Raw genomic sequence first — 18,626 nt, forward strand, 5'->3', positions numbered from 1 at the left:
CGAAAGTATATGTTGAACAAATATGCCGTATGTACAACATTTAGGGCCCGCGACGGCACGCCAGCCGGAGCGCCGCGACACAACAACAGCTTCGATGGAGAGTTCAGATGCCCCACCTCAAGCCCAGCCTGCTGCTCACCGGCACGGCGCTGATGCTCGGCCTGTCCTCCGCCCAGGCGGCGGAATACGAGTGGAAGTTCCAGGCCTCCGAGACCGCCGGCGAACCCAGCTTCCAGATCAAGCAGGAGTGGGCCGACCGGATCGAGACCATGACCGACGGCCGGGTGAGCATCGAGATGCTGCCGATCAACGCCGTGGTCGGCCCCACCGAGACCCTGCAGGCGGTCTCCTCCGGCATCCTCCAGGGCCACATGACCGATCCCAGCTACTTCTCGGGCCAGGACCCGGCCTTCGGCATGATCGGCAACCTGGTCGGCGCCTGGAACGATCCCTACGACTTCCTGGAGTTCATGAAGCAGGGCGGCGGCGAGGCGCTCTACAACGAGCTGGCCTCGCCCTACGGCACCCACCTGATCAGCGCCGCGACCTTCCCGCTGGAGTCGATTCCCTCCACCGTCGAGGTCGACTCCATCGCCGACTTCGAAGGCCTCAAGATCCGCGCGCCCCAGGGCATGGTCTACAACATCTTCGAACGCATCGGTGCCACCCCGGTCAACCTGCCGGGCTCCGAGGTCTACACCGGCCTGGAGAAGGGCGTGATCGACGCCGCCGACTCCACGGTGCTGTCCAACAACGACGCCATGGGCATCCACGCCTTCGCGCCCTACCCGCTCTATCCGGGCTTCCACTCCATGCCGATGATCGCCGTGTCGATCAACCAGGACATCTGGGACGGCCTGCCCGAGGACATCCAGACCACCCTCGAGACCGCCTTCGACGGCATGGCCTATGACCTGATCGCCCGCCTCAAGGCCCAGGACATCGAGACCCTGCAGGCACTCAACCAGAACCCCGACGTTACCCCCATCGACCTGCCCGCCGAGGAGCGCAAGGCATTCCGCCAGGCCGCCGAGCAGGAATGGGCCGAGTGGGCCGGCCGCAACGAGATGACCCAGAAGATCTACGACCAGGCCACCGCCTTCCTCGAGGCCCGCGGCCAGCTGTAATCCCCAGCCACAACGGACGGCGGCGCCCGTGCGCCGCCGTCTTCCCTGACGTTCATGACGGCGCATCCCGCGCCCCCGGAGGAGTCATGTCTTCCCCCCTTCCCGACGATCCCGCCGCGATCGAAGGCGACAGCGCGCCGCCCGTGCGCGGCGCCTTCGACCGCGGCGTGGTCATGGCCGCTAGCGGCGCCGCCTGGCTGGTGTTCATCGCCATGGCGATCAGCGTCTATGAGGTCATCATGCGCTACGCCTTCAACTCGCCGACCTCCTGGGTCCACGAGAGCGTGGTGATGCTGGTCGCGGTCGGCTTCGCCCTGGGCGGCCCCGCCGCGCTGGCCAGCGATCGCCATATCCGCGTCAAGGTGCTCTACGACGCCGCCGGCCCGCGCTGCCGGCTGTGGCTCGACCGCTTCAACGACCTGGTGACCTTCGGCTTCTGCCTGGCCATGAGCTACGCCGCCTTCACCATGTTCTGGTCGGCCTCCCACAACCCGCTGGGCGAATGGCAGCTGGAACGTTCCGGCACCTCCTGGAACCCGCCGTTTCCGGCGCTGGTGAAGGGCATGATCCTGCTGGCACTCGCCATCATGTGCGTGCAGTCCTGCCTGCACCTGATCCGCTCGCTGCGCCGCCGGCCCGACACCACATCACACGAGACCGACTGATGGATATCGCAACCGGAACCCTGCTGATGGTGGGGCTGATCTTCGCCCTGCTGATCACCGGCCTGCCGCTGGCCTTCATCACCGGCCTGGTCGCGCTCTCCTTCACCTTCGGCTGGTTCGGGCCCAACGCCCTGCCGCTGGTCACCAGCCGGGTCTACGGCTTCGTCACCGAATACTCGCTGGTGGCGGTGCCGATGTTCGTGTTGATGGCCTCGCTACTGGACCGATCGGGGATCGCCAAGGACCTGTTCAACGCCATGCGGGTGTTCGCCGGCCGCCTGCCCGGCGGCGTGGCCGTGCAGACCATCGTGGTGGCCTTCTTCCTGGCCGCGCTGTCCGGGATCATCGGCGGCGAGATCGTGCTGCTGGGCATCCTGGCGCTGCCGCAGATGCTGCGACTGGGCTATGACAAGCACCTGTCGATCGGCGTGGTCTGCGCCGGCGGCGCGCTCGGCACCATGATGCCGCCGTCCATCGTGCTGATCATCTACGGCCTGATCGCCTCCGAGTCGATCGCCGACCTGTTCACCGCGGCCATCACCCCGGCGGTGATCCTGATGGCCAGCTATATCGGCTACGTGCTGGTGCGCTGCCTGAAGAACCCCGAGATGGGCCCGCCGATGACCGACGCCGACCGCGAGGAAGGCTTCGCCACCCGCGGCCAGGCGCTGCGCGCCATCATCGTGCCGGCGCTGATCGCCGGGCTGGTGCTGGGCTCGATCTACGGCGGCGTGGCCTCGGTCACCGAGGCGGCGGCCATGGGCGTGTTCGGCGTGCTGCTGGCGGTGGTCGCCCGCGGCGAGTTCTCGTTCAAGACCCTGCACCAGAGCCTCGGCCAGACCCTGACCACCTGCGGCATGATCATCTGGATCGGCATCGGCGCCGCGGCGCTGGTGGGCGTCTACAACCTGATGGGCGGCAACCGCTTCATCTCGAGCATGATCATGGGCCTCGACGTGGCGCCGATCGTGATCATCCTGGTGATGATGGCGATCCTGCTGGTGCTGGGCATGTTCCTCGACTGGATCGGCGTGGCCATGCTGACGCTGCCGATCTTCGTGCCGATCGTCGAGCAGCTGGGCTACAGCCCGATCTGGTTCGGCATCCTGTTCGCGGTGAACATGCAGGTGTCCTTCCTGTCGCCGCCGTTCGGCCCGGCCGCCTTCTACCTCAAGGGCGTGGCGCCACCCGAGGTCAGCCTCAAGGACATCTTCGTCGCGGTGCTGCCCTTCATCGCCCTGCAGCTGTGCGTGCTGTTCGCGCTGCTGTTCTGGCCCGACATGGCCATGTGGCTGGTGTAACCGCGCCGGCAAGGCGACGCCCCGTCGCCTTGCCTCGATCACCCACATTTAAAATCAACATATAAAAACATATGTTGCACATACACCCGGCGCCGGGGCTATGATGGGGCCACGTCAATGCCTCGTCGCCCCGACCCGACAGCCGAGGAAACTCGCCATGCGCATCATCCAGTGCCTTCATGACGGTGCGGCCCGCGCCGCCCTGGTCGAAGACGACAACAGGGTCCGCCTGACCGAGGCCGACACCTACACCCTCGCCCGGCGTGCCATCGCCGCCGGTCGTCCGCTGGCCGAGGTCGTCGAGGCGGCGCTGACCGAGACCCGCCTTGACTACCCGGCGCTGATCGACGAGCGCCGCCTGCTGCCGCCGCTGACCCATCCCGATCCGGCCCATTGTCTCGTGACCGGCACCGGCCTCACGCATCTCGGCAGCGCCGACACCCGTGACTCCATGCATGCCCAGCCCTCGAGTCAGCCCCAGGCCGACGATGCCGAGCTCACCGACTCGATGCGCATGTTCAGGCTCGGCGTGGAGGGCGGCAAGCCGGCCGCCGGCGAGACCGGCGCCCAGCCGGAGTGGTTCTACAAGGGCGACGGCGACTGCGTGGTGGCCCCCGAGGCGCCGATGCCGGTGCCGGCCTTCGCCGAGGACGCCGGCGAGGAGCCGGAACTCGCCGGGCTCTACGTGATCGGCGACGACGGCCGGCCCTGGCGGGTCGGCTACGCCATCGGCAACGAGTTCTCCGACCACGTCACCGAGCGCTTCAACTACCTGTGGCTAGCCCACTCCAAGCTGCGCCACTGCAGCTTCGGCCCGGAGCTGTTGATCGGCGAGCTGCCCGAGCACCTCGAGGGCGTAAGCCGCATCGTGCGCGACGGCGAGCCCCTGTGGCAGAAGCCGTTTCTCACCGGCGAGGCCAACATGGCCCACAGCGTCGCCAACCTCGAGCACCACCACTTCAAGTACGCGGGCTTCCGGCGCCCCGGCGACGTCCACGTGCACTTCTTCGGCACCGCGACGCTGAGCTTCGCCGACGGCGTCCAGACCCGCGACGGCGATCGCTTCGAGATCAGTCTGCCGGCCTTCGGCCGCACGCTGCGCAACCCGCTGGCGTTCGCGGCCGACGCCGCCGACGCCACCGTTCATTCCCTGTGACCTCAGGAGGCAACATGACCCTGGAAGGCAAGCAACTGATCGGCCAGCAGGCCGTGACCAGCAACGGCAAGCCGATCCACGCCGTCGACCCCGCCACCGGCGAGACCCTGTCCCCGGCCTATCCCGCCGGCGGCCAGGCCGAGGTCGAGCAGGCCTGCGAACTGGCCTGGGCCGCCTTCGATCGCTATCGCGAGACCGGCCTCGAGGCCCGCGCCGCCTTCCTCGAGGCCGTGGCCGAGGAGATCGAGGGTATCGGCGATGAGCTGATCACCCGTGCCATGGCCGAGTCCGGCCTGCCGCGTGCACGCCTCGAGGGCGAGCGCGGCCGCACCTGCGGCCAGCTGCGCCTGTTCGCCTCCGTGGTGCGCGCCGGCGAGTGGCTCGACGTGCGCCTCGATCCGGCCCTGCCGGAGCGTCAGCCGATGCCGCGGGTCGACCTGCGCCAGCGCCACATCGCCCTGGGCCCGGTGGCCGTGTTCGGCGCCTCCAACTTCCCGCTGGCCTTCTCCGTGGCCGGCGGCGACACCGCCTCGGCACTCGCTGCCGGCTGCCCGGTGGTGGTCAAGGCCCACGCCGCCCACCCCGGCACCTCCGAGCTGGTCGGCCGCGCCGTGCAGCGCGCCTTGGCCAGGTGCGAGCTGCCCGAGGGCGTGTTCTCGCTGCTCTACGGCTCCGGCCGCGAGCTCGGCCAGGCGCTGGTCCGCGACCCGCGCATCAAGGCGGTGGGCTTCACCGGCTCGCGCAGCGGCGGCACCGCGCTGATGCAGGCCGCCCAGTCGCGCCCCGAGCCGATCCCGGTCTACGCCGAGATGAGCTCGATCAATCCGGTATTTCTGCTGCCGGAAGCGCTGAACAACCGCGGTAAGGAGCTTGGAGAAGCCTTTATCGGCTCGCTGAACATGGGCGCCGGCCAGTTCTGCACCAACCCCGGCCTGGTGATCGCCGTCAAGGGCGAGGCGCTCGATGCCTTCGTGGCGTCCGCCGGCGAGGCGGTGAAGGGCTCCACGGCCCAGACCATGCTGACCCCGGGCATTCATGACGCCTACGTGCAGGGCGTCGACGGCCTCATGCAAAGCAGCAAGGCCCGCGAGGTCGCCCGCGGCGACGCCGGCGAGGGCCCCAACGCCTGCCAGACCGGGCTGTTCGTGGCCTCGGCCGCCGACTTCCTCGCCGACGAGGCGCTGCAGGCCGAAGTCTTCGGCGCTACCTCGCTGGTGGTCGAGTGCGCCGACCTCGACGAGGTCAAGCGCGTGGCCGAGTCCCTGGAAGGCCAGCTCACCGCCACCCTGCAGATGGACGACGGCGACCTGGACGCGGCACGCAAGCTGCTGCCGACGCTGGAGCGCCGCGCCGGCCGGGTGATGGCCAACGGCTGGCCCACCGGCGTCGAGGTGTGCCACGCCATGGTCCACGGCGGCCCGTATCCGGCCACCTCGGACGCGCGCACCACCTCGGTAGGCAGCGCGGCGATCCATCGCTTCCTGCGTCCGGTGTGCTACCAGAATCTGCCCCAGGGCCTGTTGCCCTCGGCGCTTCGGGACGGCAACCCGGCCGGCGTCCACCGCCTGGTCGACGGCCGGCGCGAGGCCTGAGGAGGCATCCATGACCGATAGCATGACCTTCGCCCTGCCCGAGGATGCCGACCTGGCGTTGCTGGTCGGCCGGGTCTGGCGCGAGGCACCCCACCAGGGCCCGGCCCTGGTGGTGATCCGCGACGGCCGGGTGGTGGACATCAGCGCAAACGTCGCCTGCATGGCCGACCTGCTCGAGCGCGACGATGCCGCCGCGCTGGTGGCCACGGCCGAGGGCGAGGACCTCGGCCCGGTCGAGGAACTGCTCGCGCGCTCCCTGGCCGAGACGCCCGAGGCGCCCTATCTGCTCGCGCCCTGCGACGTCCAGGCGATCAAGGCCTGCGGCGTGACCTTCGCGGTCAGCCTGATGGAGCGGGTGATCGAGGAGCAGGCCGGCGGCGACCCGGCCCGGGCCGGCGAGCTGCGCGAGGAGTTGAAGCAAGTGATCGGCGGCGATCTGTCGAAGATCGTGCCCGGCTCCGAGGCGGCCATGGCGCTCAAGGGCGAGCTCCAGGCCCGCGGCGCCTGGTCCCAGTACATGGAAGTCGGCATCGGGCCGGACGCCGAGGTGTTCACCAAGGCCCAGCCGCTGTCGGCGGTGGGCTTCGGCCGCGGCGTGGGGCTGCATCCGGCCTCCGAGTGGAACAATCCGGAGCCGGAGATCGTGCTGGCGGTGGACGCCGCCGGCCGGCCCCGGGGCGCCTCGCTCGGCAACGACGTCAATCTGCGCGACGTCGAGGGCCGCAGCGCCCTGCTGCTGGGCAAGGCCAAGGACAACAACGCCTCCTGCGCCATCGGCCCCTTCATTCGCCTGTTCGACGAGCGTTTCACGATGGACACGGTGCGCGAGGCCCGGGTGTCGCTGCGCATCGAAGGCGCCGACGACGGCTTCGTGCTGGAGGACGGCAGCGACATGGCCGAGATCAGCCGCGACCCGCTGGACCTGGTGCGCCAGACCCTCGGCGCGCATCACCAGTATCCGGACGGCTTGCTGCTGTTCCTCGGCACCATGTTCTCGCCGATCCAGGACCGCGACGGCGAAGGCCAGGGCTTCACCCACCACCTGGGCGACGTGGTGACCATCGCCACGCCCTCGCTGGGCGCCCTGGTCAATCGCGTCGATCGCTCGGACCGGCTGCCGCCCTGGACCTACGGCATCCGCCAGTGGATGGCGGATATGGCGAAACGTCGGTAAGCCAATGAGAGGCTCCGCCGGGGGCAAGGTGAAGCGAGGGGTTTTTGGCCATGGGTGAGGCGGATTCCGCCGAACGGGCTGGCCAAGGATGGCCAGCGCCGGTCCTGCTAGCGGCGCAGGATGCGAGAGCGCCGCAGGGCCAAAGTAGCGCCCAAGGACGGGTTCATAGCGCCCTCGGGCAAGCTTGTCCCCCGACGTCTCTTAACACGCAAAAGGGGCGGCCCGTTCGGGCCGCCCCTTGCTTCTTACCGCTTTCGCCTTCCCTTCGCTCTTTCCAGGCGCGGCTACCCACTCTCCCGCCACGCTTCCGCATTCACCCTGTACGGCGTGGCCGCAAGCCCTCGTACGCCGGGGCTGACCCGGAACAGCCCGCCGGCGAGGCCCTCGGCGTCGCGGCCTTCCGCCGCGGTGGTGATATAGAGCGTCCCGAGCCCGGGCCCGCCGAAGGCGCAGGAGGTGACCCGCGAGGCCGGCAGCGGCAGCGTCTCGTCGAGGCGGCCGTCGGGGGCGAAGCGGCTGACGCGACCGCCCTCCCAGTGGGCGACCCAGAGCCCGCCGTCGGCGTCGCAGGCCATGCCGTCGGGGAAGCCCTGGGTCTCGCCGAAGCGGATATGCTCGCGCTTGTTCGAAAGCCGACCGTCGGGCGCGAGATCGAAGGCATGGATCACCCGCCGCGGGGTGTCGCTGTGATAGAGGGTGCGGCCGTCGGGGGCGATCGCCGGGCCGTTGGCGACCCGATAGCCGCTATCGATTCGCCTTAGGCGGCGGCCTTCCAGGCGATAGAGCGCGCCGCTGGATCGCTCGGCGGCGTCGTCCATGGAGCCGAACCACAGCCGGCCCGCGAGATCGACCTTGGCGTCGTTGTAGCGGTTGCCGGCGGGCTCGTCGTCGGGCGTGGGCCAGGCGTCGGCGATGCGCGGCCCACCCTCTTCCAGGCGCAGATGCACCAGCCGCGAGCGCAGTCCGGCGATGAAGCCGTCGCCGTCGTCCCGGGGCGCCAGCCAGCAGCAGGCCTCGTCCAGCGGCCAGTCGCGGGTCTCATGGCGCGCCGGATCATGGGCCAGCAGGCGGGCGCCGAGAATGTCGACGAACAGCAGCTGGCCGGCCTCGCCGCGCTCGGGGCACCACAGCGGCCCCTCGCCGAGCCGGGCGCGACCGGACCACACGCATTCCAGTGTCGAGGCATCGACCATGGGAGTCTCCGTGCTCGAGAGTCAACGCATCGCGGCCCCGCCTGGTCGGCGGGGGCGCGATGCCTCAGGCGCGCTGTCGGCGGGTCTGCTTCCAGCGATCGAACATCACCGCCAGCAGCAGGATGGCGCCGCGCACCAGGTACTGATAGAAGGTCGGCACGTTGAGCAGGCCCATGGCGTTCTGCACGCAGCCCATGATCAGCACGCCCACCAGCACGCCGGTGATCGAGGCGATGCCGCCGGACAGCGCCACACCGCCCAGCACACAGGCCGAGATCACGGCGAGCTCCAGGCCCAGCGAGGTATTGGGATCGCCGAGCCCCATGCGCGAGGTCAGCAATACGCCGGCGATGCCGGCGACCACGCCCTGCAGGCCGAAGACGATGATCTTCAGGCGCCGCACGTTGACCCCCGCCAGGGCCGAGGCCTCGGCGTTGCCCCCGGTGGCCAGCACGTTGCGGCCGAAGGCCGTCATGTTGAGCAGCACCCCGAAGATCACGAAACAGGCGATCATGGTCCACACCGGCAGGGTGAGCCCCAGGAAGGAGGCGCTGCCCAGCTCGAAGAAGGCCGGCACGGTGATCATCACCGCATCGCCGCCGGAGGTGATATAGGCCAGGCCGCGCACGAACTCCATGGCCGCCAGGGTAGCGATCAGCGAGTTGATGCCGAAGCGCGCCACCACGAAGCCGTTGAAGGCCCCCACCGCGCCGCCGGCGACCACGCCGCCGAGCACGCCGATGATCACGCTGCCCGAGGCCGAGGTGGCCACCGCGGCGACCACCCCGGCGAAGGCCACGATGGAGGCCACCGAGAGGTCGACCTCGCCCAGTGCCAGCACCAGCATCATGGTGGTGGCGATGGTGCCGATCAGCGTCACCGAGAGCAGCAGGCCGACCATGTTGCGGCCGGTGAGGAAGTCGGGAATGAACACCGACAGCGCCACGAACAGCACCAGGAAGATGGCGATCAGTCCCGAGGTGTCGAGCAGGGTGCGCAACGGCTTGGTCAGCCCCTGGCGGCCCTCGGGCCGCGTCGGGGCGTCACCCTCGCCTTGCGCGATCTTTTGCGTCGTCATAGCGATGTCTCTCGCGATTATTGGGGTATGGGAAGGAGAGGGTTCAGGCCGGCAGCGCCAGGCCCAGCAGCCGCTCTGGGGTGGCGTCGTCGCGTTCCACCACGTCCACCAGGGCGCCGTCGCGCATCACGCCGATGCGGTCGCAGATCGAGCTGACCTCGGCCAGGTCACTGGAGATCACCACCACGCTCTTGCCCTGGTCGGCCAGGTCATAGAGCAGGGTGTAGATGTCGCGCCGGGCCCCCACGTCGATGCCGCGGGTCGGCTCGTCCATGACGAACAGCTCGATCGCCTCGGACAGCCAGCGGGCCAGGATCACCTTCTGCTGGTTGCCGCCCGAGAGTGTGCTGATACGGGTGCGCGGCCCCGGCGTCTTGATGCTCAGCCGGTCGATGTACTCGCGGGTGTTGGCCAGCTCGCGGGCCGGGTGACGGAACAGCCCCCAGCGCTTGTAGAAGCGACGGCAGCTGACGTTGAGGTTGTCGGTGACGCTGGCGATGGGGAAGATGCCCTGGGACTTGCGATCCTCCGGGCACATGGCGATGCCGGCGCGGATCGCCTCGGCGGGCGTGCGAAAGCGCCGGGGCTCGCCGGCGAACCGCACCTCGCCGGCCCGCGGGCGCTCGACGCCGCACACCAGCCGCATCAGCTCGCTGCGCCCGGCGCCGACCAGGCCGAACAGCCCGAACACCTCGCCGCGCCTGACGCTGAAGCTGACCGGCTCGCTCAGCCCCTTGCCGTCGATGGCGTCGATCGCCATCAGCTCCTCGCCATGCTCCCGGGTGCGATAGCCGTAGACATCCTCGATATCGCGCCCGACCATCTCGCTGACCAGGGTGTCGTGGTCCAGCGCCTCGAGGCTGTCGTGGGTGCGGATATGCTGGCCGTCGCGGAACACCGTGACCGCATCGCACATCTCGAACACCTCCTCCATGCGGTGCGTCACGTAGAGCACCACCCGGCCCTCGTCGCGCAGGCGCTGGACGATGCGCTTGAGCTGGCGGGTCTCCTGCACCGAGAGCGAGCTGGTGGGCTCATCGAAGGCGATCACCTTGGCGTCACGCAGCAGCGCCCGGCCAATCTCGATCATCTGCTGCTGGCCGATCGACAGGTCGCGCACCTTGGTGGCGGGATGGATGGCCTCCTCGCCCAGGTCGCGCAGGATACGCATGGCCTCGTCGCGCAGGCGGCGGCGATCGATGAAGCCACGCCGGGCCGGCAGCTGGCCGAGCAGCAGGTTCTCGGCCACCGATAGATTGGGCGACAGCGTCAGCTCCTGGTAGATGATGGCGATCCCGTTGGCCAGGGCCTCGCGGGCGTTGCCGAACACATGGCGCTCGCCGCCCAGCCACAAGGCGCCCTCGGTGACGCGATTGACGCCGCTGAGCACCTTGAGCAGGGTCGACTTGCCGGCACCGTTCTCGCCCATCAGGGCATGCACCTGGCCGGCTCGGGCGGCGAAGCTCACCCCGTCCAGCGCGCGCACCCCGGGGAACTCGACGCTGATGCCATCGAAGCGCAGATAGGGATCGGACATGGCAGCCGTCTCCACAGCGGGCGAAGGGCCCGGACCCTGGAGGTCCGGGCGGGCGGGATCAGAGGCCGAGGTCATCGCGCACTTCCTGCCAGTTGTCGCGGACCATCAGGGTGCCGGTGGTCTCGGTGTTGGCCTGGGGCTTGTCGCCCTCGGTGACCCAGGCGTAGAGGTTCTCCGCGGTCTGGCGGCCGTGCATGGTGGAACTCACCGCCACGGTGCCGTGGAAGCCAGTGGGATTCTCGCGAGAAAACTCGGCGAAGGCCGCGCCGGAGCCGTTGATGCCCACGCCGATCACGTCCTCGGCGCCCAGGCCGTATTGCTCGCTGGCCCGCACGCCGCCCAGCACGCTCTCCTCGTTGAGGGCATAGATCACCCAGTGCTCGAAGTCGCCGCGCTTGGCGAACACCGGCGAGGCCGCCGAGAAGGCGCTGCTGGTGTCGGTGTTCTGCTGAGGCGCATCGAAGATGTTGTCCTCCTGGAACCCGGCGTCGAGCAGCGCGTCGGTGGCACCGTCGGTGCGCTCCTTGGCGGTGGGCAGCTCGTAGTTGGTGATGCGCAGCGCGGCGACCTCCTCGGGATTCCAGCCGCGCGCCTCCATCTCGGCGGCGAGGGCATCGCCCACCTGGCGACCGATCTTGTAGCCGGACATGCCCAGGTGCGGGACCGCTTCCATGGGCTCGCCGTCGGGACCGACGAAGCGGTCGTCCACGGTGACCACCTTCATGCCGTACTGTTCGGCGCGATTCATGATCGCCGGGCCCAGGCGCACGTCCGGCGGGCAGATCACGAAGCCCTGGGCGCCCTGGGAGTTGAGGTTGTCGATGGCGCTGAGCACCTGCTGGCCGTCCTCGCCGGCCAGGCGCACCACCTCGAAGCCCTGCTCCTCGCCCAGCGCGGTGGCGGCCTCCTGCTCGTTGATGAACCAGGCCTGCTCGGGCTTCTTGACGATGAAGCCCAGGGTGACGTCGTCCTGCGCCTGGGCGCCGGTGAACGACGCCAGGGCGATGGCGCCGCCGAGCGCCAGGCGGGCGAAGCGAGACGTAAGTGTCATGCCGTACTCTCCTGTAGCCCCTCTCGGGGTCGTTGTTGTCGTTAGTAACGGTGGGCGTGGGTAAGCGTCGTCGCGGGGATCGCGCCCCGTCGCTCAGATGACAGCCTTACCCTAGCCAGCACGAGGCATAACCTTCTAATACGTATTGGCCCCTAAAGTGATATACATTTTGATATACCTGCATCGAGAGAGACGCATGCTGGGGCCTCGCGCCCGGCGATGCCGACGGCGGCTAGCGACTAAAGTTGCCCCTCCGGCGGCGAGCGGTGCGCTTCCAACGAAGGAAGCCGCCCGCAGGCGGCTTCAGGGTCAGCGATCGAGAAGCGACGATCAGCCGGTCGGCTCGGTCGTCGAGAATCGATAGACGGTCAACGAGCGGTAGGTGTCCCCGGGTTCGAGGATCGTCGAGGGGAAGTCTGACTGATGGGGGGAATCGGGAAAGTGCTGGGTTTCCAGCGCGAGGCCGGCGCGCTGCCCGTAGGGCTCGCCACGCTTTCCCGTCAGGCTGCCGTCGAGGAAATTCCCGGAATAGAACTGCAGGCCGGGCTCGGTGGTGGCGATCTCGAGCACGCGCCCGCTGTCGGGATCGACGACCCGGGCGGCGGGCCGGGGCGCTTCCAGCGGTGCGCTGTCCATCGCCAGCACGAAGTTGTGATCATAGCCGCCGCCGCGTGCAAGCTGGCGATTATCCTCGTCAATACGCTCGCCGATCGGGGTCGGCTCGGTGAAGTCGAAGGGCGTACCCGCCACGTCGCGGATCTCTCCGGTGGGAATCAGCGTCTCGTCGACCGGCGTGAAGGCCTCGCCATGGATGGTCAACACATGATCGAGGATGCTGGGATCGCCCTCGCCGGCAAGATTGAAATAGCTGTGCTGGGTCAGATTGACCGGCGTAGCTTCGCTGGTCTCGGCACGATAGGCCACCTCCAGGGCATCGTCGTCGGTGAGGGTATAGGTGACCGTCACCGCGAGCCGTCCGGGGTAGCCCTCCTCGCCGGCCGCACTGGTATAGCGCAGGGTGACGCCCTCGCCGTCGGCCGTGCTGAACGGCTCGGCCTCCCACAGCCGGCGGTCGAAGCCCTGCTGGCCGCCGTGCAGATGGTTGTCGCCATCGTTGCGGGCCAGCGCGTGTGTCTCGCCGTTCAGCGCGAAGCGCCCCCCGGCGATGCGGTTGCCGTAGCGACCGATCAGGGCGCCGAAATAGGGATTGGCCTGGCGATAGGCCTCGGACAGATAGCCCTCCAGATCATCGAATCCGAGCACGATATCCTCGAACGTCCCCGCCCGGTCCGGGGCACGTAGCGAGACGATGATGCCCCCGTAATTCATGACCTCGACCGCCAGGCCACTGTCGTTGGTCAGGCGATACAGGGTGACCTCGCGGCCATCGGGAAGTGTCCCGAACGACGCGGCGTCGACACCCGATGACGCCTCCGGCGATGCGGGATTATCTTGCTTCGTTTGCGAGTGGCTTTCAGCGGCCATTGCGACTCCACAGCTCAACATGACCAGGCCGGCGGCCCGGCAAAAGGCCCGGCATCCTGTCGTTCCATCCATAGCAGAAGGTCCACTTTGTTGTCGGCGGTAGATTGTTGTAGAACGAGGTTTTCCTGCAACGAAGAACGCGGGTCGCGCTCCCCGACCGCACCCTAGACAATGCCGCCCATCGAGGACCAATAATGTTCACCGTACAGCTCGATATACAAAGCGGTATCGCCCCGTGAAGGTCACGCATCCGCCCGACGCCCTGCCCGCGGACTGGTTTCTTCGCGTGCGACTAAAGTTCCGCCATCTGCAGCTATTTATCGCCGTCGACGAGCAGCGCAACCTGCACCGCGCCGCCGAACGGCTGGGCATGAGCCAGCCGGCGGCCTCCAGGCTGCTCGGCGACCTGGAAGCGCAGCTCGGGGTGGCACTCTTCGAGCGCCACGCCCGCGGGGTCAGCCCCAACTGGTACGGCGAGTGCCTGATTCGCCACGCCCGCGGCATCCTCTCGCAGCTTCAGCATGCCGGCGAGGAGCTCAATGCCCTGGAGGCCGGCAATGCCGGGGTGGTGTCGGTCGGCACGGTGATGGCGCCCGCCGTCACGTTGTTGACCAGCGCCATCGAACGAGTGCACCGGGACCTCCCCGGCCTCAAGATCGGCGTCGACGTCGGCGTCAGTCGAGACCTGATCCCGCGACTGCTCGAGGGCGAGCTGGACTTCGCCATCACCCGCATTCCCGCCGGTTTCCCGGCGGAGCGCTTCGTCTTCGAGGAGATCGGCGAGGAGGCCCTGTGCTTCGTGTGCCGCGAGGGGCATCCGCTGACCGGGCAGACGCCGCTGACGCTGGAGGCGATGGCCGCCTACCCCTGGGCGCTGCAGCCACCGGGAGCGCTGATGCGCCAGCGGGTCGACGGCCTGTTCCTGCAACACGGGGTCACACCGCCGCGGCAGATCGTCGATACCGCCGATCTGATGGTGGCGCTGGCGCTGGTCGACAAGTCGGACACCCTCACCGTGACCACCCGCGAGGCCGCCGACCTGCTGTGCGCCCCGCAACGCTTTCGCCAGCTGCCCTTCCACGAGGCGCTGAGCGTGCAGCCCTACGGTCTGGTGAGCCTGCGCGACCGACGCCTGTCGCCGGGTGCCGCGGCCCTGATGACCACCCTGCGCGAGCTGGTCGCCCATCGGAAGCGTCTCGAAGGTTAACGGGTCGTTCTTAACGCGCGGAAAGCCCCGGCGAGCCAAGCGCGCCGAGAGGCTCACCTAACCCTCGAACGGTTCGACGCTCTCCCGGCGGCCATAGAGGAAGGCGTCCGCCACCTGGCGCAGAGGGGCGATGTCCACCTCGGAACGTCCGCTGGCAACCAGCTCGGCGAAACGCGCATAGAGGCCGGCGTACTCCTGGCCGACCATGGCCCCCAGCCGCGACGGCTCGTCGTTCCCGTCACCGAGGGGCGCTTCCACCACGACCTCGTCGTCGATCAGCAGGCGATTGCCGCCGTGAGTCAGGCACAACCCGCCGGCATCGGTCTCGACGCGCAGCTCCCAGGTCACCTCGCCGGTCTGGCGGAAGTCGAAGGTCGCGGCGATCGGCGTCTCGTCGGCGTCGACGAAGGCCAGCTCGGCGGCGATCGGCGTCTGGCAGTTGGCGGGCACCTCGAGCGCCGCCTGGCGCAGGAAGAAGGGTCGCGGCAGCACGCGAGTGGCCACCGAGAGGGCATTGATGCCGGGGTCGAAGACGCCCATGCCGCCGGGCTCCCACAGCCAGGCCTGGCCGGGATGCCAGACGTGCACGTCTTCCTTCCATTCGATCTCGACCCGCTGGATCCGGCGCTCGGCCAGCCACTCCCGCGCCGCGGCCACCCCGCCGGCCCGCTGGGAGTGCCAGGCGGCGAACAGCGTGCCGGGGCAGCCCTCGGCGAGCTCGACCAGCGCCTCGACCTCGCTGAGCGTCGCCCCTGGCGGCTTCTCCAGCAGCACGTGCTTGCCGGCCTCCAGGGCCAGCCGCGCCTGGGCGTAGCGCAGGCGCGTCGGCGTGCAGATGGCGACGGCGTCGAGGCCGGGTTCGGCGGCGAGCATCGCCTCGAGCGAGGAATAGTGCGCCAGGCCCTCGACGCCGCCCCGGGGGTCGGCGCCGGCCACCAGGCGGTAGTCCGGATTGGCCTGGATGGCCGGCAGGTGCTGGTCCCGGGCGATCTTGCCCAGGCCGACGAGACCGATGGAGAGGGGGGGCATGGCGCTTCCTGTGCTAGGCAGTGGGTGGCGGGCGAATCAATAGGTGGACCTTACCAGAGTAAATGTCGCACATATAGCCCAGCCACGCCGCTCAGCGGGAGTCGGTGGCCGACGGTGACCGTGCTCCTCTCTCCGCGCTCTCGCTCACATCCCGGTCGTCCTGCTCGTCGCCGCCCTGCTCGTCGCCGGCTTCATCCTCGGCGGCGCGTTCGATCAGCTGCCGCGAGTCCGGGGCCCCGGCGGCGGCCTTGCGACGCTGGCGACGCAGGTCACGCAGGGTGCCGATCAGCATGGCGGCCACGATCATGCCGCCGCCGATGAAGGCCGGCAGGGTCGGCACCTCGCCGACCCAGGCCCAGACCAGCAGCGTCCCCACCAGGGTCTCGAGCAGCATCACCAGGCTGACCTCGGCCCCCGGCAGGTAACGGGGGCCGGTCTGGATCAGGAAATAGGCCACCGGCAGCAGCAGGCCCATCGCCGCCAGCAGCGACATGTCCTCCGCCGGCGGCACCCGGACACCGCCCAGCAGCGCGCCTGGCACCAGCATGGCCAGGCAGCCCAGCGGCAGGATCACCGTGGTGTCGACGCCGCGCCGGCGATCGCCCTTCTGGGCGCTGGCCACGGTGGTGTTCACGGCGATGGAGAGCGGCACGCCGAGCGCCACCACCAGCCCCAGCAGGCTGCCGCCGCCGGCTTCCCCGGTGGCCATCAGGCAGGCCCCGGCGACGCACACCGCGATCACCACCCAGGTCTGGCGGCGCAGGCGTTCACGGAAGACCAGCAGGCCGATCAGCGCGGCAACCAGCGGCGCCAGATTCATCATCACCAGGACGTTGCCGGCGGCGGTGAGGCGGTTGCCGATGACGAAGGCCCAGGCGCTGCCGGCGAAGGCCAGCGGACACCACCAGACCGCGGGGCCGCAGGCCCGCACCGCCGCCGGCAACTCGCGCCCGTAGCGCATGAGCGCCACCGCCAGCAGCACGACCCCGAGCAGCAGCCCTCGCCAGAACATGAAGGTCGCCACGTCCACCGAGGTGGCCTTGACCAGCAGGGCATCCGGCGACAGGAACAGCACCCCGGTCATGGTGATCAGGTAACCCCTCAGGCGAAACGGCAATCGCGCCCACATTCTCGCTCCCCCCTCGGCACGCATGCCGACGTGATGAACAGACCACGGGCCGTGCCTGGCCCGGTAACAACGACGAGCAGGCCGGGGTTTCCCCCGGCCTGCTCGATTCCGACGACTGCCGAGGCGCCCCAGGGGCGCCTCGGTTCAGCTAGACCTGCTCAGGCGCGCTCGCGGCGCGGCACCGGGCCGTCGTCGTCGCGGCGACGGCGCGGCGCCCGCTCGGGCGCACGGTCCTCGCTGATTTCCAGCGGACGACCGGCCACCCGGGCGCGCCCCATCTTGGCGAGGATGCTCGACGGCAGGCCGTTCGGCAACTCGACGACGGAAAATGCATTGCGGATGTCGATCCGGCCGATGCGATTCCCCTCGATGCCGCCCTCGTTGGCCAGCGCGCCGACCAGCTGGCCGGGCTTCACGCCGTCCTTGTGGCCGACGGAGACGCGGTAGCGCGTCATGCCCTCGCGGGGCGCGCGGTCGCGGGGACCACCCTCGCGGCGCGGCGACTTGCCATCGCGGGCACGCTCCTTGCGCGGCGCCTGCAGGCGGCCGATCGGCGCCTCATCGGCGCGGGCCAGGGCGGAGAAGGCACAGGCCAGCTCGATGGGGTCGTAGCCCTCTTCGACCAGCTGCTCGACCAGGGCACGCTGCTCTTCGGCGCCCTTGGTGACGGCGGCGATGGCGCGCTGGTGGAAGACCTGGTCGCGGTGGGCGCGGATGGCGGCCTCATCGGGCAGCGCCATCTCGCTCATCTTCTGGCCGGTGGCCTGTTCCAGCCAGCCGACCTTGCGCCCCTCGCGGTTGCCGGCGAAGGTGATCGCCACGCCGTTGCGCCCCGCCCGGCCGGTACGGCCGATGCGGTGGGTATAGGCCTCGGCATCCTGGGGCAGGTCGTAGTTGATGACGTGGGTGATGCGCGGCACGTCGAGGCCGCGGGCGGCCACGTCGGTGGCGATCAGCACGTCGACCTTGCCGCGCTTGAGGCGGGTGATGGTGCGCTCGCGCAGGCTCTGGTCCAGGTCGCCGGACAGGCTGGCAACGTTGACGCCGCGGGCGGAGAGCTGCTCCATCAGGGTGGTGCAGGCGGCCCGGGTGCGCACGAAGACGATGGCGGCGTCCACCGGCTCGACCTCGATGATGCGCGCCAGCGCTTCCAGCTTGGCCCCGCCCTCGACGCGCACGCGGCGCTGCTCGATGTTCTCGCCGGTGGTGGTACGCGACTCGATGGTCACCTTGACCGGCTCGACCAGGTAACGGTTGACGATGCGCTCGATCTCGGTGGGCAGGGTCGCGGAGAAGAACACCCGCTGGGCATCGGTCGGGGTGTCGGCGACGACCCGCTTGACGTCGTCGATGAAGCCCATGCGCAGCATCTCGTCGGCCTCGTCGAGCACCAGCGCGGACAGGCCGTCGAGCTTGAGGCTGCCGCGATCCAGGTGATCGATGATGCGTCCGGGAGTGCCGACCACCACCTGGGCACCACGACGCAGCGCCTGCATCTGCTCACGGTATTCCATGCCGCCGCACAGGGTCGCCACTTCCAGGCCCTTGAGGTTCTGGCCGTACTTGGAGAAGGAGACGGCCACCTGCTGGGCCAGCTCCCGGGTCGGCGCCATCACCAGCACCTGGGGCGCGCGCTTGTCGAGGTCGAGGCGCGAGAGCAGCGGCAGGGCAAAGGCGGCGGTCTTGCCGGTACCGGTCTGGGCCTGGCCCAGCATGTCGCGGCCATCCAGCAGGGCCGGAATGGTCTGTGCCTGGATCGGCGACGGGGTCTCGTAGCCGAGGGTCTCGATGGCGGAGAGAACGGCAGGCAGCAGGGCCAGATCGCCGAAGCTCGGCGAGGCGACAGAAGTCGAGGTCATGAATCACACCTTGGTAGGCCGGCATCGCCGGCAAGAAACATCG

At 69.3% G+C, this 18,626-nt stretch carries 15 protein-coding genes; 7 read left to right on the forward strand and 8 right to left on the reverse strand.

Annotated features, from left to right (window positions below):
* Nucleotides 1-107: 107 nt before the first annotated feature.
* The 6 genes from ACXAFN_RS01720 (at nucleotide 108) to ACXAFN_RS01745 (ending at nucleotide 7,015) form a co-directional block, all read left to right on the forward strand.
* Nucleotides 108-1,127 (forward strand): TRAP transporter substrate-binding protein, encoded by a 1,020-nt coding sequence (locus tag ACXAFN_RS01720; protein WP_474985639.1) that lies wholly within the window; start codon nucleotides 108-110, stop codon nucleotides 1,125-1,127.
* Nucleotides 1,128-1,213: 86 nt separating this feature from the next.
* Complete coding sequence (locus tag ACXAFN_RS01725) at nucleotides 1,214-1,792, forward strand: TRAP transporter small permease subunit (RefSeq protein WP_474985641.1); 579 nt, start codon at nucleotides 1,214-1,216, stop codon at nucleotides 1,790-1,792.
* Entirely contained in the window at nucleotides 1,792-3,093 is a 1,302-nt protein-coding gene (locus ACXAFN_RS01730; protein ID WP_474985642.1) for a TRAP transporter large permease, read from the forward strand. Before ACXAFN_RS01725 ends, ACXAFN_RS01730 begins: the two co-directional genes overlap by 1 nt.
* 157 nt (nucleotides 3,094-3,250) lie before the next feature.
* Complete coding sequence (araD1, locus tag ACXAFN_RS01735; protein ID WP_474985644.1) at nucleotides 3,251-4,249, forward strand: AraD1 family protein; 999 nt, start codon at nucleotides 3,251-3,253, stop codon at nucleotides 4,247-4,249.
* A 14-nt stretch (nucleotides 4,250-4,263) separates the two neighbouring features.
* Nucleotides 4,264-5,841, forward strand: a complete 1,578-nt coding sequence (locus ACXAFN_RS01740) for an aldehyde dehydrogenase (NADP(+)) (RefSeq protein WP_474985645.1) — start codon at nucleotides 4,264-4,266, stop codon at nucleotides 5,839-5,841.
* Nucleotides 5,842-5,851: 10 nt separating this feature from the next.
* On the forward strand, nucleotides 5,852-7,015 hold the full coding sequence (locus ACXAFN_RS01745; protein ID WP_474985646.1) for a fumarylacetoacetate hydrolase family protein: 1,164 nt from the start codon (nucleotides 5,852-5,854) through the stop codon (nucleotides 7,013-7,015).
* Between the two features lie 284 nt (nucleotides 7,016-7,299).
* On the opposite strand, the gene ACXAFN_RS01750 is transcribed toward ACXAFN_RS01745, so the two are convergent.
* The 5 genes from ACXAFN_RS01750 to ACXAFN_RS01770 form a co-directional block, all read right to left on the reverse strand.
* Complete coding sequence (locus ACXAFN_RS01750; protein ID WP_474985648.1) at nucleotides 7,300-8,208, reverse strand: SMP-30/gluconolactonase/LRE family protein; 909 nt, start codon at nucleotides 8,206-8,208, stop codon at nucleotides 7,300-7,302.
* 64 nt (nucleotides 8,209-8,272) lie between these two features.
* A complete protein-coding gene (gene araH / locus ACXAFN_RS01755) occupies nucleotides 8,273-9,286 on the reverse strand; it encodes an L-arabinose ABC transporter permease AraH (RefSeq protein ID WP_474985649.1) in 1,014 nt (337 codons plus the stop codon).
* Between the two features lie 43 nt (nucleotides 9,287-9,329).
* Nucleotides 9,330-10,823, reverse strand: coding sequence for an L-arabinose ABC transporter ATP-binding protein AraG (araG, locus tag ACXAFN_RS01760; protein WP_474985651.1), 1,494 nt, complete (start codon nucleotides 10,821-10,823; stop codon nucleotides 9,330-9,332).
* A 58-nt stretch (nucleotides 10,824-10,881) separates the two neighbouring features.
* Nucleotides 10,882-11,874 carry an arabinose ABC transporter substrate-binding protein gene (locus tag ACXAFN_RS01765; RefSeq protein ID WP_474985653.1) on the reverse strand — a complete coding sequence of 331 codons (993 nt, stop codon included), beginning with the start codon at nucleotides 11,872-11,874 and terminating at the stop codon, nucleotides 10,882-10,884.
* Nucleotides 11,875-12,204: 330 nt separating this feature from the next.
* Nucleotides 12,205-13,359, reverse strand: a complete 1,155-nt coding sequence (locus ACXAFN_RS01770) for an aldose epimerase family protein (RefSeq protein ID WP_474985655.1) — start codon at nucleotides 13,357-13,359, stop codon at nucleotides 12,205-12,207.
* A gap of 235 nt (nucleotides 13,360-13,594) precedes the next feature.
* Here ACXAFN_RS01770 and ACXAFN_RS01775 point away from each other — a divergent pair, with 235 nt between their 5' ends.
* The gene (locus ACXAFN_RS01775) at nucleotides 13,595-14,566 is read left to right on the forward strand and encodes a LysR substrate-binding domain-containing protein (protein ID WP_474985657.1); all 972 of its coding nucleotides are present in this window, start codon (nucleotides 13,595-13,597) and stop codon (nucleotides 14,564-14,566) included.
* Nucleotides 14,567-14,623: 57 nt separating this feature from the next.
* On the opposite strand, the gene ACXAFN_RS01780 is transcribed toward ACXAFN_RS01775, so the two are convergent.
* From ACXAFN_RS01780 to ACXAFN_RS01790, 3 genes are all read right to left on the reverse strand, one after another.
* Entirely contained in the window at nucleotides 14,624-15,595 is a 972-nt protein-coding gene (locus ACXAFN_RS01780) for a Gfo/Idh/MocA family protein (protein ID WP_474985659.1), read from the reverse strand.
* 91 nt (nucleotides 15,596-15,686) lie between these two features.
* Nucleotides 15,687-16,724, reverse strand: coding sequence for a DMT family transporter (locus ACXAFN_RS01785; protein ID WP_474985660.1), 1,038 nt, complete (start codon nucleotides 16,722-16,724; stop codon nucleotides 15,687-15,689).
* Nucleotides 16,725-16,882: 158 nt separating this feature from the next.
* Complete coding sequence (locus ACXAFN_RS01790) at nucleotides 16,883-18,583, reverse strand: DEAD/DEAH box helicase (RefSeq protein WP_474985662.1); 1,701 nt, start codon at nucleotides 18,581-18,583, stop codon at nucleotides 16,883-16,885.
* Nucleotides 18,584-18,626 lie beyond the last annotated feature (43 nt).

The sequence above is a fragment of the Halomonas sp. ABH4_019 genome (genome assembly GCF_056159885.1).

Bases quoted from the DNA above. Each gene is read 5' to 3' on its own strand.
- ACXAFN_RS01720 (WP_474985639.1), top strand. From the start codon at position 108: ATGCCCCACCTCAAGCCCAGCCTGCTGCTCACCGGCACGGCGCTGATG.
- ACXAFN_RS01725 (WP_474985641.1), top strand. From the start codon at position 1,214: ATGTCTTCCCCCCTTCCCGACGATCCCGCCGCGATCGAAGGCGACAGC.
- ACXAFN_RS01730 (WP_474985642.1), top strand. From the start codon at position 1,792: ATGGATATCGCAACCGGAACCCTGCTGATGGTGGGGCTGATCTTCGCC.
- araD1 (WP_474985644.1), top strand. From the start codon at position 3,251: ATGCGCATCATCCAGTGCCTTCATGACGGTGCGGCCCGCGCCGCCCTG.
- ACXAFN_RS01740 (WP_474985645.1), top strand. From the start codon at position 4,264: ATGACCCTGGAAGGCAAGCAACTGATCGGCCAGCAGGCCGTGACCAGC.
- ACXAFN_RS01745 (WP_474985646.1), top strand. From the start codon at position 5,852: ATGACCGATAGCATGACCTTCGCCCTGCCCGAGGATGCCGACCTGGCG.
- ACXAFN_RS01750 (WP_474985648.1), bottom strand. From the start codon at position 8,208: ATGGTCGATGCCTCGACACTGGAATGCGTGTGGTCCGGTCGCGCCCGG.
- araH (WP_474985649.1), bottom strand. From the start codon at position 9,286: ATGACGACGCAAAAGATCGCGCAAGGCGAGGGTGACGCCCCGACGCGG.
- araG (WP_474985651.1), bottom strand. From the start codon at position 10,823: ATGTCCGATCCCTATCTGCGCTTCGATGGCATCAGCGTCGAGTTCCCC.
- ACXAFN_RS01765 (WP_474985653.1), bottom strand. From the start codon at position 11,874: ATGACACTTACGTCTCGCTTCGCCCGCCTGGCGCTCGGCGGCGCCATC.
- ACXAFN_RS01770 (WP_474985655.1), bottom strand. From the start codon at position 13,359: ATGGCCGCTGAAAGCCACTCGCAAACGAAGCAAGATAATCCCGCATCG.
- ACXAFN_RS01780 (WP_474985659.1), bottom strand. From the start codon at position 15,595: ATGCCCCCCCTCTCCATCGGTCTCGTCGGCCTGGGCAAGATCGCCCGG.
- ACXAFN_RS01785 (WP_474985660.1), bottom strand. From the start codon at position 16,724: ATGTGGGCGCGATTGCCGTTTCGCCTGAGGGGTTACCTGATCACCATG.
- ACXAFN_RS01790 (WP_474985662.1), bottom strand. From the start codon at position 18,583: ATGACCTCGACTTCTGTCGCCTCGCCGAGCTTCGGCGATCTGGCCCTG.